Below are 16,683 nucleotides of genomic sequence, written 5' to 3'. Positions count from 1 at the left end.
TTTCCCTTCAGATAGGAGATAGTAATACGAGTTCAAACAGCTAGAGGTATCTATCCTCTTCAAAAACCAAGTGTATAAAAAACGGACGGATTGAATCCCTTGTATCGAAATGATCGCCAAAAGAAAAAGGAAAAACTTATTCGCTGTTGGCCGGGTCATCCCGGCAAAATAAGGAGCGAAATATGATTTTAAACTTTTGATTGTAATGCCTTTTTGATATAATTGATTCATAGCAAACAACCCCCTTTTTTTGTTGGTTTTTCTCCAAATCAATCATACAAAAAATTTGGGGTTGTTTGTATTTTTATGCCCTTAGGGGCGTGAAAAGTTGTAAAGTGGTGTATAGTATGTAAAAGGGAGTTATTTACTATTACAGCACGTGATTTAAATTTTGGTTTCCCCCGCAATCGCCCAATCATCATAGAGGAGATTTTGTCTGAATAGACTTCCTCTTTTTCGTCTTTTAGAAGGGATGATACGATACAAATTTCTCAATTCGTAGAAAAAACATCGCTTGACTCGAGTAGTTTCGATTTATATGAATAAAGTCTCGGACTCATATTTTATGAAAATTATTAATTAATCCATTCTTGAAATGCGATGGCCTCTCAGGAATAACCGTCTGAACGGAAATATGCGACTACCGATCTGATATATTTTGAATAGTCTCGATCTATTTTTATCTTGAGATATGATACTTGCCTCAGTTCAGATTTGCGTGTGAACTTTTTTCATGGCAAACCTGATCATCTACTCATACGTTCTAAGCCTATGTATGGTATCAAAATCGCCAACTTTTGCCATTGATGTTTGAACGCGTTTGATGCTGGCCCTCAAATTCTTTTCAATTTATACCAGAAGGAATCCAATTTCTTGGCCCATGGCGTCGGTTTGTTATATGGCATTGGCGATGATAGGGGAGTACTGTTGTTCCTTCAGCTCTACGTTGCCTTGCCTTGAGCAGCTGCTTCCACTTTTATATTTGTTGAAGCGGGTTTATGCATTTTCTTTATTGAAGCCGATTCACTATTTTCTGGCTCATTCATTGTTGTTGATTTTTACGATCCATCATCAGCAGGCCTTCTATCATTGTATCGATTTGCTGATCGGGATAACCATAGGACGGATGATGGAGTGGAAGATTTTATTTTTTCTGGATTGCACGCTTCGGGTTTTTCCCATAACTCAGTTCTTTCTGCTTTCAGATTGTAGCGATCTGAAAACTGTTTTCAAATCAAATCAGCGCTCAAATGTTCCACGTGGAACATTTGAGCGCTGGCGATTTTTCTTTATTCAATTCGGCTATATTTAAGCTTATGACAGCACCTGTATTCTTCTATGAAGATTTACCCTAGTATAATGTTAATTCATTCTTATAAGCGTAAAATGACCCGGTCAGATCATTTTAGTTCTTAGTCCTATGCCTCCGATGGAGAATAATCACTCATTGCAACAGCCAGGTATGGATAAAAGGTTGAGAAAGCTTTCTGCTAGCATGAAGGAGAGGGCATGTAAATTGAGTATCACATCTATTGAGCGAGGAATGTATTTGAATGATCCACTCTCAACCTGAAAAAAAATAGTCTATCCTCAGCCGGTTGAGCAATGCCAAAGGAGAGCTGGGAGCAGACACTGGGAACGGAAAGATGAAGCAAACTGTTTGCTTCACCTGAGCATACTGATCGTTCAAAAGAAACGGATAGGGCGTGTCCAAAAAAGTTGTAGCCGAAAGAGGAGGAAAGGGGAGTCCCGTGATATCCGATCCGCTGCAAGACATGTTCGTGTTCAGCAACTATTTTTGGGTACAAAAAAAGGAGCGCTCCTGGAAGCGACTCCCTTAATCTTATTCTGCTAATGTAAATGGCATAAGAGCCATGATACGAGAACGTTTGATAGATACAGTCAAAGTTCTTTGATGTTTAGCGCATGTACCTGTTACACGACGAGGTAAAATTTTACCTTTTTCAGATATATAACGTTTCAATAAATCAGTCTCTTTGTAATCTACATGATCAATGTGGTTAGCACAGAAGTAACAAACTTTTTTACGTTTGCGTCCGCCTCTGCTGTTACGTTGAAATGCCATGTCAATTCCTCCTTTTCCTAAACTAACCATTCTGCCCTAAAGACTAGAATGGCAAATCATCATCTGAAATGTCAATTGATTCTCCGTTTGATGAAAACGGATCGGCAGTTGAGTTAAAATCAGAAAAACCGTTTTGTTTCGGAGAAGAGTATTGATTATTATACTGTCCTTGGTTTTGGTTAGATTCAAAAGATTTGTTTGATCCGAAGTTTGCACTCGGAGCTGCTTGATTTGAAGAACCTGCGCCAGTCTCTCTCGGTCTTTGTTCGGTAGTTGTTTTCGATTCCAACAATGTGAAATTATCTGCAACAACTTCAGTCACGTATACGCGCTGTCCTTGCTGATTATCATAATTCCTTGTTTGGATTCGGCCAGTGATACCGACTAAAGAGCCTTTACGAGTGAAATTTGCGAAATTCTCTGCAGATTTTCTCCACATGACACAATTGATGAAGTCAGCTTCTCTTTCTCCCGCTTGGTTCGTAAACTGTCTGTTTACTGCAAGAGCGAAGGTTCCGACTGCTGTGCCGCTGGATGTATAGCGTAAATCAACATCTTTTGTAAGTCTGCCGACTAAGACAACATTATTAATCATTCATCTTACTCCTTTCAAAATGTTTCACGTGGAACACTTTATTTAGCTTCTTCTTTAACAATGATGTGGCGAAGAATATCGCTATTGATCTTTGCTAGACGGTCGAATTCGTCGATTGCTTTAGCGTCTAAAGCAGAAATTTTCACGATATGGTAGATACCTTCACGAAAATCTTTGATTTCATAAGCTAAACGGCGTTTCGCCCAGTCTTTTGATTCAATAACTTCAGCGCCATTATCTGTTAAAATAGAATCGAAACGTGCGATCAATTCTGCTTTAGCTTCTTCTTCGATGTTAGGACGGATAATGTAGTTGATTTCGTAATTGTTCATTTGACTGTCACCTCCTTGTGGACTTTGGCCCTTACTTTTGTAAGAGCAAGGAGAGTACCTTTTCAGGATTACTCACATCTAAAGATTGTATCATATTCCATTTTTTATGGCAAGCTTTTTTTTGCCATGAATTCGGAACTGGGGGTAACTCACACAAATGAATCCAGCCTCCGCTGGGCAGTCCGCAATCATATCTGTGAATTTTTACTCCTGCTCCGGCGAACGAAAGCTTCGCCGAAGTTAGGCAAACATTATATTGCTTTCCTTCGGTAGGATCGGCTTTATCGGAGGTTCGACCAATAACGGTCTCTGTCCTCCGATGAACAGCCGCTACACCGGAGCAACAGTCCGATCCTGCAGCTCCGCTGTGGCAGCAGGCAACTAGCCGAAATCCAAAGTACACTAAAAAACGGGGCTATCTCACACTGAGACGGCCCCGTTCTGAATTAGTTTCGTTTTTGACGCTTTATTCTTCCGAATCTTCTTCATCCAACAGTTCATCTGCGAAATCGCTCAATTTATCGGCCATTTCGGATGTTTCAGTTGTATCTAATGTATTTGCCTGTTCAGTTGCATCAAATGCTTCTAAGGCGTCATTTTCGCCCTCTGAATCTATTTCTTCATTCAGGGGAGCAACAACAACTTCTTCATCCTCTTCGCGCTCAACTTTTGCCATTGTCGATACGATAGCTTCGCCATCAAGCTTGATCAGACGCACGCCCAGAGTGGCACGGCCTGTTTGGGAAATGGCATCGGCGTGGAAACGGATCATGACACCTTTATCTGTAATGATCATGATGTCTTCTTCACCGGAGACAGTCGTCAAGCCCACCAACTTACCATTTTTCTCAGTGATGTTGGCTGTTTTGACCCCTTTACCACCGCGGCCTTTGATAGCATATTCATCAGCTGCCGTACGCTTGCCGTAGCCATTTTCTGTGATGATGAGAACTTCCGACTCGTGTTTCAGCACATCCATGCCGACAACATAGTCGTTTTCTCTCAATTTCACGCCACGGACACCGGTAGCAGTTCTGCCCATATCACGGACATCCTTCTCATCAAAACTCACGGAGTAGCCGAAGTGCGTTCCGATGATGATGTTCTGGTTGCCATCAGTCAAGGAGACTTTAATCAGCTCATCCTCATCCTTCAGGTTGATTGCGCGCAAACCGCTTTGACGGATATTCTGGAATTCCGTAGCGGATGTCCGTTTGACGGTACCCATCCGTGTCGTGAAGAACAAGTAATCTCCGTCTTGTGGACCGCCTTTGACGTTGATGATGGCTTGGATTTTTTCGTTGGCATCCAAATTCAGCAAGTTAATGATCGGCAAACCTTTTGCCTGGCGGCCGTACTCAGGCACTTCATAGCCTTTTGTTTTGTATACTTTCCCTTGGTTCGAGAAGTACAGCAACACATCATGCGTTGATGCCGAAATCAGCGTTTCGATGAAATCATCATCATGGATACCCATACCTTGGACACCGCGTCCGCCGCGTTTTTGGGCTCTGAATTCGCTGTTTGGCAAACGTTTGATGTAGCCGTTATGAGTCAAAGTCAAGACGATGTCTTCCTCTTCGATCAAGTCTTCATCCTCAAGCGACAAGACTTCTCCGACCAACAGCTCCGTGCGGCGTTTGTCGCCGAATCTTTCTTGGATTTCAAGTAATTCTGTATAGATGATGTCGAAAACACGCTGCTCATTCGCTAAAATATCAGCCAAATCAGCGATCAGAGCCATCAGCGCATCATATTCCGCTTCAACTTTTTCTCTTTCCAAACCGGTCAGACGCACCAGACGCATATCCAAAATGGCTTGCGCTTGTTTCTCGGAAAGACCGTATTTGTCGATGAATATTTGTTTGGCTGCATCGCCATTGTTTGAACCGCGCAGAATCGCTACGATCTCATCGATATGATCCAAAGCGATCCGCAAACCGGCCAAGATATGCGCACGGGCTTCCGCTTTTCGTTTGTCGAATGCGGCTCTTCTGCGGATAACTTCTTCTTGGTGTTCCAAGTAGTGGACCAGAATCTGCTTGAGTCCCAGCACTTTCGGGATGCCTTTTACGATCGCCAACATATTGAAGCCGAAAGAGGATTGGAGCGGCGTCAGTTTGTACAGATTGTTCAGAATGACGCTGGCGCTGACATCTTTGCGGACATCGATGACGACACGCATGCCGTCGCGGTCGGACTCATCCGCCAAGTCGGTTATGCCTTCGATCCGTTTGTCGCGGGCCAGTTCAGCAATCCGCTCGACCAATTTCGCCTTGTTGACCATATAAGGCAATTCGGAAATGACGATGCGTTCTTTGCCGTTTTTCAGTATTTCGACTTCTACACGCCCACGGACAATAATCGATCCTTTACCTGTTTCATAGGCTTTCCTGATACCTGATTTGCCCATGACGATACCGCCAGTAGGGAAATCGGGCCCAGGAACGGCTTCCATCAATTCGGCAGTCGTCGCATCTGGATTGTTCATCAGGATATGCAAGGCGGAAATGACTTCCGTCAGATTATGCGGCGGGATATTTGTTGCCATCCCAACGGCGATACCGGAAGCACCATTCACCAGCAGGTTAGGGAAGCGGGCCGGTAATACATCGGGTTCACTTTCGGAACCGTCATAGTTATCGTGATAATCGACTGTATCTTTATTGAGATCACGCAGCATTTCCAAAGCAATTTTTGACATCCGCGCTTCGGTGTAACGCATCGCTGCGGCGCTGTCTCCATCGATGGAGCCGAAGTTTCCGTGTCCATCTACCAGCGGATAACGGTAACTGAAATCCTGGGACATACGCACCATCGATTCATAGATGGCACTGTCACCGTGGGGATGGTACTTACCCATTACGTCCCCGACGATACGTGCGGATTTTTTGTGCGCTTTATCAGGCGTGACGCCCAATTCGCTCATGCCGTAAAGGATACGGCGATGGACCGGCTTGAGTCCGTCACGGACGTCAGGCAAAGCCCTGGCTACGATAACGCTCATGGCATATTCCAGGAATGACGTTTCCATTTCATGGCTCAATTCCCTTTGTTCCATGGCTTGATCATTTACTTTTTCAATTTCATCAGACATTTAGTCTCCAACCCCCTTTTAGATATCCAAGTTCTTCACGTAAACCGCATTTTCTTCGATGAAGTTCCTTCTTGGTTCTACATGATCCCCCATCAGCATGTTCAATGTTTCGTCAGCTTTGACGGCATCATCGACAGTCACCTGCAGGAAGTGACGGTTCTCAGGGTTCATGGTCGTATCCCACAATTGTTCTGCATCCATTTCTCCAAGCCCTTTATAACGTTGGATGCTTGGTTTTGGCGAGTCAGGGATGGAGGCCAAGTACTCTTCCAGTTCCTGATCAGTATCGAGATATTTCTCTTTTTTGCCTTGCTTCACTTGATACAAAGGCGGTTGTGCAATATACACATATCCAGCTTCAACCAAAGGACGCATGTAGCGATAGAACAGCGTCAACAGCAACGTACGGATATGCGCGCCATCGACATCGGCATCGGTCATGATGACTAATTTATGATAACGCGCTTTGGAAACGTCGAAGTCTCCGCCGAATCCTGTACCCATCGCCGTAAACAGCGAACGGATCTCTTCGTTGGCAAGGATTTTATCGATCGATGCTTTTTCTACGTTCAGAATCTTACCGCGGATCGGCAGAATCGCCTGGAAGAAACGCGAGCGTCCTTGTTTTGCCGAACCTCCGGCTGAGTCCCCTTCGACGATGAACAATTCAGATTCTGCCGGGTTTTTGCTGGAGCAATCGGCTAATTTTCCGGGCAGATTGCTGATTTCCAATCCGCTCTTCTTGCGGGTCACTTCACGGGCTCTTTTGGCTGCCAAGCGTGCTCGGGCGGCCAACATGCCTTTTTCGACAATCTGACGGGCGACTTGTGGGTTTTCCATCAGGAATTTGTCGAAGTACGTTGAAAAAAGTCGGTCAGTGATGGTACGCGCTTCGGAATTGCCCAATTTTGTCTTGGTTTGTCCTTCGAATTGCGGATCCGGATGTTTGATGGAGAGAACAAGGGTAAGGCCTTCGCGCACATCTTCACCAGTCAGGTTCTCTTCATTTTCCTTAATGATCTTATTACGTTTTGCATAGTCATTGATGACACGCGTCAAAGCAGTTTTGGCGCCGGATTCGTGGGTTCCGCCTTCATAAGTATGGATATTGTTGGCGAAGCTCAGAAAGTTTGTATGATAGCCATCCGTATATTGGATTCCTACTTCAACTTGAATATCGTCCTGTTCGCCTTCGATATAAATCGGTTCTTCGAAAAGGACTTTTTTGTTGCGGTTCAGGAATTCGACGTAGCTCTTGATCCCACCTTCGTAATGATATTCTTGTTTCAAAGGTTCTTCCGGACGATTGTCGACGATCGAGATGTTCAGTCCTTTATTCAAAAAGGCCAATTCCCTTACACGCACAGCCAATTTTTCAAAATCAAAAACGGTTGTTTCCTTGAATATTTCCGGATCCGGAAGGAAATTTACGGTCGTTCCGTGCTTATCCGTATCGCCGGTCACTGTCAATTCGGAAGTGATGTCCCCGCGCTCAAATGTCTGCGTATAAATTTTGTTGTCTTTATGTACACTGACGGACAGCTTGGAGGAAAGGGCGTTTACGACGGAAGCTCCAACACCGTGCAGGCCGCCGGATACTTTATAGCCTCCGCCGCCGAATTTACCGCCTGCGTGAAGAACAGTGAAGACTGTTTCCACAGCGGGACGACCGGTATTGGCTTGGATATCGACAGGAATGCCGCGTCCGTTATCGGTTACAGTGATGCTGTTGTCCTCTTCGATTGCGATTTCGATTTTTGTCGCAAAACCAGCCAGCGCTTCATCGATGGAATTATCCACGATTTCCCAGACTAAATGATGCAGACCTGCGCCACTGGTGGAACCAATATACATCCCGGGACGTTTACGGACTGCTTCCAGTCCTTCCAGAACCTGGATCTGACTGGCATCATATTCCTTAGCTCGTTCAGCTTTGTTCTTTTCGTTTTCTACCATTCTGTTACACACCTTCCATTTCTACTTCACCGTTTTTTATATGGTAGATAGTCGGTTCGTCTATCTTATTCTTCTTTATGCCATCCAAACTGGTTGTCGTCAAAAAGGTCTGAACCTTCTTCTCGATCGCTTTCAACAAATGGGTCTGGCGTTCATCATCCAATTCTGACAGGACATCATCCAACAAGAGGATCGGATACTCCCCCAGAACCTCATTCATACATTCGATTTCCGCCAGTTTGAGACTGAGTACAGTTGTTCTTTGCTGTCCTTGAGAGCCAAAGTTTTGGACATTGCGCCCGTTCACCTGAAAAACCAGATCATCACGGTGCGGGCCGAAAAGGGTGACTGCCTGGTCTCTTTCACGGCTTTTCCCTTGCTTGAAAGCTTCCATCAGTTTCAAAAAAAGAGCGTCCTTATCCATCTCATCCGACAACTCGACATTGGATTTGTAGGCGATCGTCAGTTCTTCCCGCTCCAAAGAAATCTCTTTATGAAGCGGTTGGGCCCAGGCTTCCAATTTTTTGATGAACTGCAGACGGTAGACCAGCAGATCGGCACCCAAAATGGCCAATTGCTCAGTCAGCACATCCAAATAGACTTCATCCTTGGCTTTGCCGGTCACCAACTGCTTCAGATAAAGATTCCGTTGCTTCAGTATCCGCTGATATTGCACAAGATCATGCAGGTAGACCGGGTTCATCTGGCCCAGCTCCATGTCCAGGAATTTTCTCCGGTTGGCCGGTGCACCCTTGACTAAATTCAAGTCTTCGGGAGCAAACAACACAACATTCAGTTGGCCGATGTATTGGCTCAGCTTTTTTTGCTCCAAATGATTGACTTTAGCGATCTTACCCTTTTTGGAAAAAATGATTTCTAAAGGGAATGTTGAAACCCTTTTTTGGATTTTTCCGGTTATCTTGGCGGAGTCTTCTTGCCATCGAATCATTTCTTTTTCGTTTGACGTACGCGGACTTCTTGCCAAAGCCAATGCATAGATAGCTTCCATGAGATTGGTTTTGCCTTGCGCATTCTCACCTAAAAACACATTGATGCCATCTGAAAAGGACACAGAAAGAGACGGATAATTCCGAAAATTTTGCAGCGTCACTTCTTTCAGGATCATGCTTCGGACTCACTGTTGTCTTGCTCAGCCTCTTCTTTATCCGATTTTGTTGACTGAATGAAGAAAGTGCCTTCACCAGGGATGTCGATCATCGTACCAGGAAATAATTTGCGGCCTCTGCGGTCTTCTTTTTCGTTGTCTACATACACCACATATTCTGAAAGGAACCATTTGGCCATACCGCCGCTGGAAATCAGATTGACATGTTTCAGTAGTTGACCAAGAGTAATGAACTCTGCGTCAATATTCACAATATTTTTCAAGAAATTCACCTATTTTCCAATAAAATAAGCGTGGAAAACAAAATCCACGCGACCATGCTGATTGATACGTTTATTATACTATTTTTTTTGATCAATTTCAAATTTTCGCGAAAAAAAAGGCCCTTATTTCAATTTTTTTAGAAAACAATACAAATTGGCTATATCCAAACGAAAGCGTCTATAGGCTTATAAATTAAAAATTCGCGTTTTTTATTCATTTTATCTTTATCTGAACAAAAGGACCGAATGCTAACTTTCTTCCTATAGGAAAACAGCAGATCCAAAATTTTTCATTTTCAGATAAACAAAAAGCAAGGAAACGAAAGCATACGTTTCCTTGCTTTTTGGATTTAAGCGGTGGGATTAATAAGTCCTTACAGGCGTGATCAACTGGATGAACGAATTATCGTTTTCGTCTTCACGATCCGCCGGTACGACTGTGAATGGCCGTACAGCTGAAGTGAAATTGACTTGGACATCCTGTTGGCCGAATGTGCGCAGCGCATCCTTCATGTAATCAGGATTGAAGGATATGATCAGTGGGTCGCCACTGGCGGACTGATAGGCTAGGGATTCCTCCACATTACCGACTTCAGGTGAGTTTCCTGAAAGCTCGACTTTATTGGAGTCAATGGACAATTTGACGACGTTGTTCTTTCCTTCATGCGAAAGCAAGGAGGCACGGTCGGTAGCCTGCAGCAAATCGTAAGCGTTCAGGACAATCTGTGTACTTGAGCTGGCTGGAATCAAGCGATTTGTATCGGGATAATAGCCCTCCAACAAACGTGAATAGAAATAAACATTTTCGGCTTTGAAAAGGACCTGGTTCTCCGTGATCATCATTTCGATGGTTGGTTGGTTCTCAACGATCCGTGACAGCTCTACCAGGCTTTTTCCTGGAATGATGACATTGTAGTTTTTTTCAAGCTGTGATTCCGGCGCGGCAATCGAGATGATCCGTTGGCTTAATCGATGGCTGTCCGTAGCGACAGCCGTCAATTTGCCATCTTTGATGGTCATGTTCACTCCCGTCAAAATCGGACGGCTTTCTTGTGTCGACGTTGCGATTACCGTATGTTGGATCACTTGTTTGAACAGGGCTGTCGGCAAGGTGATGACTTCATTCGAATCGATGACCGGAAAATTTGGATAGTTGTTTACATCGATTCCATTGATGGTAAAAGAAGCTTTTGCCGAAGTGATGTTTGTCTGGAAGTGATCTTTGACTTCAATCGTAATTTTTTCATCAGCTAATTTTTTTACGATTTCACTGAAGAAACGAGCTGGCAAGACAATGCCGCCTTGTGTGTGGATTTCGATCTGGTTATTCTCTTCCGACACAGGAATCAGTGTTTCGATGGAAATATCCGAATCGCTTCCGCTCAATACGATCCCATTTTCATCAGCACTGATTTTTACCCCTGTCAAAATAGGAATTGTCGTTCTGCTGGAAATAGCTCTTTGTACGTCAGATAAGTGTTTGATCAAAACCTGACGATTAATGGAAAATTTCATAATAAGGGACCTCCGATGGTTATTCATATAAATTAAATAATATTAGTAATAGTAGTAGGGCCTGTTCATACTGTGGATAAGTGAAAGAAGCCGATAAAACCAATCGTTTTCCACTTGTGGATAACGTGTTCGTAAATGGCGTCTTAGTTATTGGCTTATCCACAATGCGCGAGAGGATCATTTTTTCAGACTGTTTTGGATCGTCTCGATTTCGCGTTGCAGAACAGGGTCTTTTTTTACGGAAAGGGCAATCTTGTCATGGGCGTGGATGACGGTTGTGTGGTCCTTGCCGCCGAATTCAGAACCGATTTTCGGCAAGGAATTGTCCGTCATGACCCGGGAAAGATACATGGCGATTTGTCTTGGCACCACGATTCCCTTAGTGCGCTTTTTGCCTTTCAATTCCTCGACGGTCACATGGTAATATTTCCCTACCGCTTGTTGAATGGCATAGATGGATAATGCTTTTGGTTTTTCGGAAGGCATGATGCTCTTCAGCGCATCCGCAGCCAGGCTGGTGGTGATGTCGGTCCCTTGGATAGCAGAATAGGCTTGAACGCGGACCAGCGCACCTTCCAATTCCCGGATGTTGGAATCTATCTGTCCAGCGATGTAACTGAGAGTGTCATCCGGAATCTCCAGGCGTTCGCTGTTGGCTTTTTTGCGCAGAATAGCAATGCGCGTCTCCAGATCCGGCGGCGTGATATCAACCGATAAGCCCCAAGCAAAACGGGAGACGAGCCGTTCCTGCAGTTTAGGGATTTCATTCGGCAAGCGATCGCTCGTCAATACGATTTGCTTGCGTTCATCGTAAAGCGCATTGAAAGTATGGAAGAACTCTTCCTGCGTTCCTTCTTTGTCGGCAAAAAATTGAATATCATCGACCATCAACAAGTCGACGCTGCGGTATTCATTGCGGAATTGCTCCTGCGTCCGATTCTGGATGGAATTGATGAAATCATTGGCGAACGTTTCGCTGCTGACATATTTTACCCGTGCGGTTGGGCGCAGTTGCAACATTTGATGGCCGATGGCGTGCATCAAATGGGTCTTGCCTAAGCCGACGCCTCCATAGAAGAAGAGTGGGTTGTAGATTGTTCCGGGTTCTTCTGCCACGACGAGGGCAGCTGCGTGAGCCATCTGGTTTCCTTTTCCGATAACAAAGGTGTCAAAGGTATACTTGCTGTTCAGTTGGGCATCCTTGAAGAGACGATTGTTGTTGGTGCGTTTGATGGTCGGTTTTGCAATATCGGGCATTTCCTCGTTCTTGATCATAAAAATGGGAGTCAGTTCTTTGCCGCTGAATTCGTAGATGCCTTCAACAATTCTGCTCATCAAATTATTTTGCCAATAATCTTTATGTAAAGAAGAGGGAACTTCGATGATGATATTCGTATCAGTCAGTCGGACCGGGACTGCGCTGTCTATCCAAGTATCGTAGCTGACTTTTGACAGTGATTCTTGAAATTTTTCTTGCAGATAACGCCATAATGAATAGATGTCATCCAAATGGGACACCTCCTTTTAGTGAGTCCTTTTTATTTTAGCATTATATCAAAAAGTTTTCCACAACTCTTTTAAGCTGTGAATAAAACAATTAACCGGTGTATAAATAGTTGTCCACAGGTCGATTTAGGATGTGGACAAGGTTTGTGGACGAAGTTGTTATCCACGGTTTTTTGTGTGTTTTAATTCGGGTTTAAATGCCATTGTTACAGCTTTTGGAACACTTATCCACAAGTTCCGGAAATGGTTATCCTACGGAAATACACACCCTGTAAGAATGTGGACAAGTCGGTTCGAAGGTGTGCGCAAGCGAGGGGATTGCAGGAGTTATCCATGGGCATTGTGCATTAAAAAAAAGGTTGTGGATAATTTTATTTCGATGAAAATCAAATTTTTTTCAAGAAAGGTGTTTAATCTTTCATTGTTTTGTGCTATTATATCTCAGTGAGTTCAATAAAAATGAACCAATTTTACTTGACAGGTCACATTCTGTCTCTTTATAATGTATTGGACTGTCTAAACAGTGAAATATAACCTATTTGAAAGATAGTTTATCAGGAGGTGTAAAGATCAATGAAAAGAACATACCAACCTAAAAAACGTCACCGTCAATCCGTTCATGGTTTCCGTAAACGTATGAGCACAAAAAACGGCCGTAGAGTATTAGCAAGAAGACGCGCTAAAGGCAGAAAAGTTATCTCTGCATAGATCACTGACCGTTTCAGTGGTCTTTTTTTTTAAGTATTTCGAAAAATGCAAAAATGTCTTTCTTAAATGGAGAGTGTGACAAATGTGTCCGACAGAACCGAAAGCTGTAAAGCTTCGGGAGTGGGTTTGCATTTGTGATGAGAACGGAGAGAGAAATTTTTCTGTTTTTCTCCATTTTCGGGAGATTTTTTTGTATGTTATGATTGCAGATTTGAGGGAAGAAACATGAGGAAATCTTTTCGTGTTAAGAAAGAGAAAGAATTTCAAAAAGTATTTCATAATGGTGTTTCCAAAGCGAATCGCCAATTCGTGGTTTATGTGCTCGATAAAAAAGGACAACCGCATTTCCGGGTAGGGTTGTCCGTCGGCAAAAAAATCGGCAACGCCGTAGTGCGGAATGCCGTCAAAAGAAAAATCCGCCAGGCACTCACGGAATTGAAGGAAGAGTTGGTTCAGGATATTGACTTCATCGTTATCGCACGCAAGCCGGTTGCTGAAATGTCGGCTGCGGAAGTAAAGAAAAGCCTGATCCATGTTCTTAAGCTTTCCAACCTTTTGAAAAAAAAATAAACTATATTATTCCTATTAAGGAGGAGTTCTCTTGTCAAAGCGTAAGCGATTACTTTTTACACTCAGCTTATTTGCTGTTATGATGGTTCTATCAGCATGTGGAACGGAACCTATCACCTCAGAAAGTACCGGTTTTTGGGATCGGTATGTTGTTTTAAACTTCTCAAACATGATTGTGTGGTTGTCCAATCTATTTTTCAGTAATTATGGTCTGGGAATCATTGCCTTTACGATCATCATCCGGGTTATCCTATTGCCGCTCAATCATTTTCAGACGAAGAGCACGAAAAAGATGTCGGCTGTTCAACCAAAGGTAAAAGCGTTGCAGGAAAAATATGCCTCTAAAGATCGGGAGACGCAGGAACGTCTGCAAAAGGAAGTTTCTAAGCTGTATGCAGATAATGATGTGAATCCTTATATGGGATGTTTGCCTGTTTTGGTTCAGATGCCTGTATTGATGGCACTGTATCAAGCAATCAGCCGGACTGAAATTTTGAAGAGCGGTAGCTTCCTCTGGATGAACTTGGGAGAACGCGATCCATTCTTTATTTTACCAATAGTGGCCGCGATACTGACGTATGCCACCAGTAAGCTGACGATGATGTCACAAGCAGAAGCGAATTCTGCGACAAAATCGATGACGTACACGATGCCGATTATGATTTTGTTGATGGGTATCAACTTCCCGAGTGCCCTGTCGTTGTACTGGGTAGCCAGCAATGCCTTCTCGGTAGGACAGACGATGTTGTTGAACAATCCGTATAAGGCCATCCGTGAACGCGAAGAAGCTGAAGCTCAGGCAAAGGCGCGCGAAAAAGCATTGAAGAAAGCCCAAAATCCTAAAAAGAAAAAGAAAAACTAGTTAGACTTTGAAGTAGGAAAGGATGACATTCTATTATGGATAAAGTAATTGCGAAAGATACGACTGTTGACAAAGCCATCCGCAAAGGTCTGGATATGTTGGGCGTCGATAGCCATGAGGCCGATATCGTCATAATCTCTGAAGGAAAAAAAGGGATTTTCGGATTCGGACAAAAAGAGGCTGTCGTGGAAATCACGCGCAAAGAAATCAGGGACTTTGATGAAGCCGGCGATATCCAATTAGCCGAAATCGAGGAGACAGTCGAAGATATCGTAGAAGATCTTGAAGAGGATTATCCGGAAGCTGCGGAAAAGATATTGGCTGATCAACCTGAAGTCGATAAGGTGATTTATTCGGACGAGAACGTGGAATCTTTCCCGGAAGATTATGATGAAGAATCCGGTCGCGATGAAGCGATTGCCGCCGTGACTGCTTATCTTACATCTGTAGCTGAAGCATACGGGGCTCCTGCGATCGTGACGGTCGAAGAGAAGAACAACATGCTGATTTTCCAAATGGAAAGCGAAAAGCCAGGCTTATTGATCGGCAAATACGGAAAAATCGTCAATGCTTTGCAGATATTGGCCCAAGCGCTGGTGCAACGTTATGTGCGTCGCCGCTTGTCCGTAATCGTGAACGTCGGTGACTACCGTGAGCGCAGAGCTTCCGTTTTGGAAAGCATCGCTGACCGTACTGCAGAACGCGTCCTCAAAACGAGACAGCCCGTGTTCCTTGAGCCGCTGCCTGCTTTCGAAAGAAAACAGATCCATGCGCGCTTGAGCCAGAACAAACGCATCAAAACCCATTCCGAAGGCAAAGAGCCGCATCGTTATTTGGTTGTTGAGATAGCGGACTAATCGAATATCCTAAAACCTTCATCGGGGATCAGCTTGATTCTCGGTGAAGGTTTTTTTATTTGGCTCTTTTTTCATGTGGGTTGCGGGGAAGAGGTCGCAAATTATGGGCAGATGGATTAAACTTAAGAAAATACACGCTGAAAAGAGGGAAATGCAGTATGGAAGAGTTCAAAGCTTTATGGGCGGAAAATATAGATGCGAAAGTGGAAACGACGGTCAGAACATTCAACGAAGAGGACTTACCTGATGGGGAGGTGCTGATCGAAGTGCACTATTCGAGCGTCAACTACAAGGACGGGCTGGCCGGAACCAATCCGAAAAGCGGGGTCATCCGCAACTATCCGATGATTTTGGGGATCGATCTGAGCGGCGTGGTTGTGGAATCGCTCGATCCAACTTTCCAGGCAGGGGATAAGGTGATCGTGACTGGCTACGGTTTAGGTGTGAGTCATTTCGGCGGATTCAGCCAATATGCCCGGGTCCCTGCAGCCTGGGTCGTGCCGTTGCCTGAAGGGTTGAGTTTAAGGGAAGCAATGATTTTCGGGACGGCCGGGTACACAGCGGCTGAATCGGTGGATGCTTTGGAGAAGCAAGGCATCCAGCCGCGAATGGGGAACGTATTGGTGACAGGTGCTTCCGGCGGTGTCGGCGGGATGGCGATCGCGATGCTGAAGCGCCTAGGTTATACGGTCGAAGCTGTGTCCCGCAAAAAAGCGGACTGCACGGATTACCTGAAGAAGGGACTCGGTGCTGAAGCGGTCCTCCATCCCGATGAAGTAGCACTGGAGAAGAAGCGGCCATTGGCACAGCAACGTTGGGCGGCGATCGTCGATCCGGTCGGCGGTCCGATGTTGCCTGACTTGCTGGCGCAGCTGCACTACGGCGGCTGTATGGCTTTGAGCGGGAATGCTGGCGGAATCGCATTCGAGGCGACCGTGCTGCCATTCATCCTGAGGGGCGTCAAGCTTGTGGGGATCGACTCGGTGAGCCATCCTTACGCAGAGCGCATCAAACTTTGGGGGCGGATGGCAAGCGATCTGAAGCCGGAAAATCTGGATCTGTTGGTGGAACAGGAAATCACGCTGGAGGATTTACCGGTGGCTTTCGAGAAAATCATGGAAGGAAAGATGCACGGGCGTACGTTGGTGAAAGTGAAGCAAGGGATATGATCGGTTTGGCATAATCAAAAAAACGGCAAGGGACCGGTAAT

At 44.7% G+C, this 16,683-nt stretch carries 14 protein-coding genes and 1 pseudogene; 5 read left to right on the top strand and 10 right to left on the bottom strand.

The features are described 5' to 3' along the window. From BMZ71_RS15055 to dnaA, 10 genes and pseudogenes are all read right to left on the bottom strand, one after another. Window positions 1–231: pseudogene (locus tag BMZ71_RS15055) on the bottom strand (IS701 family transposase); the annotation flags it as partial. Window positions 232–1,843: 1,612 nt separating this feature from the next. After that, window positions 1,844–2,086 carry a 30S ribosomal protein S18 gene (rpsR, locus tag BMZ71_RS06340; RefSeq protein WP_068562133.1) on the bottom strand — a complete coding sequence of 81 codons (243 nt, stop codon included), beginning with the start codon at window positions 2,084–2,086 and terminating at the stop codon, window positions 1,844–1,846. Window positions 2,087–2,129: 43 nt separating this feature from the next. Continuing rightward, complete coding sequence (gene ssb, locus BMZ71_RS06335) at window positions 2,130–2,681, bottom strand: single-stranded DNA-binding protein (protein WP_086988994.1); 552 nt, start codon at window positions 2,679–2,681, stop codon at window positions 2,130–2,132. 38 nt (window positions 2,682–2,719) lie between these two features. Continuing rightward, on the bottom strand, window positions 2,720–3,013 hold the full coding sequence (gene rpsF / locus BMZ71_RS06330) for a 30S ribosomal protein S6 (protein ID WP_086988993.1): 294 nt from the start codon (window positions 3,011–3,013) through the stop codon (window positions 2,720–2,722). Between the two features lie 466 nt (window positions 3,014–3,479). Continuing rightward, on the bottom strand, window positions 3,480–6,110 hold the full coding sequence (gyrA, locus tag BMZ71_RS06325; RefSeq protein ID WP_068562130.1) for a DNA gyrase subunit A: 2,631 nt from the start codon (window positions 6,108–6,110) through the stop codon (window positions 3,480–3,482). Between the two features lie 18 nt (window positions 6,111–6,128). After that, a complete protein-coding gene (gene gyrB, locus BMZ71_RS06320) occupies window positions 6,129–8,066 on the bottom strand; it encodes a DNA topoisomerase (ATP-hydrolyzing) subunit B (protein ID WP_086988992.1) in 1,938 nt (645 codons plus the stop codon). 4 nt (window positions 8,067–8,070) lie between these two features. Continuing rightward, on the bottom strand, window positions 8,071–9,192 hold the full coding sequence (recF, locus tag BMZ71_RS06315) for a DNA replication/repair protein RecF (RefSeq protein WP_068562128.1): 1,122 nt from the start codon (window positions 9,190–9,192) through the stop codon (window positions 8,071–8,073). Continuing rightward, window positions 9,189–9,455: a S4 domain-containing protein YaaA gene (gene yaaA / locus BMZ71_RS06310; protein WP_068562139.1), complete on the bottom strand. Its 267-nt coding sequence runs from the start codon at window positions 9,453–9,455 to the stop codon at window positions 9,189–9,191. The genes recF and yaaA overlap by 4 nt, the downstream gene beginning before the upstream one ends. A gap of 363 nt (window positions 9,456–9,818) precedes the next feature. Continuing rightward, window positions 9,819–10,970, bottom strand: a complete 1,152-nt coding sequence (dnaN, locus tag BMZ71_RS06305; RefSeq protein WP_086988991.1) for a DNA polymerase III subunit beta — start codon at window positions 10,968–10,970, stop codon at window positions 9,819–9,821. Window positions 10,971–11,147: 177 nt separating this feature from the next. Next, entirely contained in the window at window positions 11,148–12,479 is a 1,332-nt protein-coding gene (dnaA, locus tag BMZ71_RS06300) for a chromosomal replication initiator protein DnaA (protein WP_068562126.1), read from the bottom strand. 570 nt (window positions 12,480–13,049) lie between these two features. On the opposite strand from dnaA, the gene rpmH reads away from it, so the two are divergent. From rpmH to BMZ71_RS06275, 5 genes are all read left to right on the top strand, one after another. Continuing rightward, window positions 13,050–13,184, top strand: coding sequence for a 50S ribosomal protein L34 (gene rpmH, locus BMZ71_RS06295; RefSeq protein ID WP_072763781.1), 135 nt, complete (start codon window positions 13,050–13,052; stop codon window positions 13,182–13,184). Window positions 13,185–13,409: 225 nt separating this feature from the next. After that, the gene (rnpA, locus tag BMZ71_RS06290; protein ID WP_086988990.1) at window positions 13,410–13,754 is read left to right on the top strand and encodes a ribonuclease P protein component; all 345 of its coding nucleotides are present in this window, start codon (window positions 13,410–13,412) and stop codon (window positions 13,752–13,754) included. A gap of 31 nt (window positions 13,755–13,785) precedes the next feature. Continuing rightward, window positions 13,786–14,616 (top strand): membrane protein insertase YidC, encoded by an 831-nt coding sequence (yidC, locus tag BMZ71_RS06285; protein ID WP_086988989.1) that lies wholly within the window; start codon window positions 13,786–13,788, stop codon window positions 14,614–14,616. A 35-nt stretch (window positions 14,617–14,651) separates the two neighbouring features. After that, entirely contained in the window at window positions 14,652–15,473 is an 822-nt protein-coding gene (gene jag, locus BMZ71_RS06280) for an RNA-binding cell elongation regulator Jag/EloR (RefSeq protein ID WP_086988988.1), read from the top strand. A 158-nt stretch (window positions 15,474–15,631) separates the two neighbouring features. Continuing rightward, window positions 15,632–16,642 carry an oxidoreductase gene (locus BMZ71_RS06275; protein WP_086988987.1) on the top strand — a complete coding sequence of 337 codons (1,011 nt, stop codon included), beginning with the start codon at window positions 15,632–15,634 and terminating at the stop codon, window positions 16,640–16,642. Window positions 16,643–16,683 lie beyond the last annotated feature (41 nt).

Source organism: Trichococcus flocculiformis (assembly GCF_900113645.1).
Classification (GTDB): Bacteria; Bacillota; Bacilli; order Lactobacillales; family Aerococcaceae; genus Trichococcus; species Trichococcus flocculiformis.
Note: the sequence above shows the minus strand (reverse complement) of the source record. Positions and strands in the feature narration are given on the sequence as shown.